The sequence below is a fragment of the Paenibacillus rhizoplanae genome, assembly GCF_042684125.1.
Taxonomy (GTDB): Bacteria; Bacillota; Bacilli; order Paenibacillales; family Paenibacillaceae; genus Paenibacillus_AQ; species Paenibacillus_AQ rhizoplanae.
Genome location: NZ_JBHUKY010000072.1, coordinates 145796 through 146846, shown reverse-complemented (window position 1 = coordinate 146846; position 1051 = coordinate 145796). Strand labels below are relative to the sequence as shown.

At 47.7% G+C, this 1051-nt stretch carries 1 pseudogene; it reads right to left on the bottom strand.

Going from position 1 to position 1051, the window contains the following annotated elements:
- Window positions 1-444 precede the first annotated feature (444 nt).
- A pseudogene (locus tag ACFSX3_RS27760) lies at window positions 445-1051 on the bottom strand (transposase); the annotation flags it as partial.

Sequence of the window (1051 nt, the reverse complement as noted above, 5' to 3'; positions counted from 1 at the left end):
TTTTGGTGTCGTTACCAAAAAACTTCTCCAAGTTGGGGTGAAGTCCTTTTTTATACTCGAAAAACCTTTGTGTAACAAGGGCTTAGATTAATGCAAAATGCTCATATAAGAAAATACATCAAATAAATAATAAATATATAAGACACACTTAAGGTTCGAACTCAAAGCTGGGTCGTCGCTGCGGTGAACATTTGGCCCTCCGGCCGCTGTTGTGTTTGGATTTCCTCATATAAACCGCTTTCTGGCGGTAGAAATCCAAACACAAAGGCGGACGCTATCGCTCCTACAGTTCCAAAATTCCCCTCCGCTTCTTTTTGCTTTTTGTTAATTTCTTTAGTGCGTCTTAAATAGAAGGGGCTGTCCCAAAAGTAGATTTTCTACGGCGGAAGAGAGTTCTCTTCATTCTTAATGCTACAAAAAGTGAGCAGAGCAGCGATTCTGCCGTTATTGGAGGATCGCTGCTCTGCGTTTTTGGTCATTGGTGGCTTGCTTCAGCAGATTATGAGCAAGGGAAAGCCACCCGACCTCAAGCGTCACTTTCTCCATGCCGCGAAGCAGAAATCGCCGGAACCCCCGGTTGTTCTTCAGTTGTCCGAATACACTTTCCGGCTCCGTCATTTGGCGTACCGCTAAGGCGTAGCCCTATTCACTCCGTAGAATTTCCCGTGCCTGGTTCTGGTATCGCAGCCGTTCCAGACTGACGACCACCTCCCGATTTCCTGCCGCTTTCGTACAGCGCTCCTTTAGAGGGCAGCCTTCACAGGAGCTGCTTCGGTAATGCCGTCTGCGAATTTCATAGCCGCTTTCTAGGGTCTCCTTGCTTTCCCTGTGGAAACGCAGCCTGTTCCCAGCTGGGCACATCCAGTGATCCTCGGCTGTATCATATGTCCAGTTTTCGATTTTACCAACATTCGCTTTCCAAGCTTTAGTCTTTTCCTTGTGGTAGCTGCTATACTTCACCACCGCCTGTATCCCTTTCTTTTCCAGATAGGCGTAGTTTTCTTCGCTGCCGTAGCCTGCATCCGCAATGACTGTCTTTGGCCATTTCCCG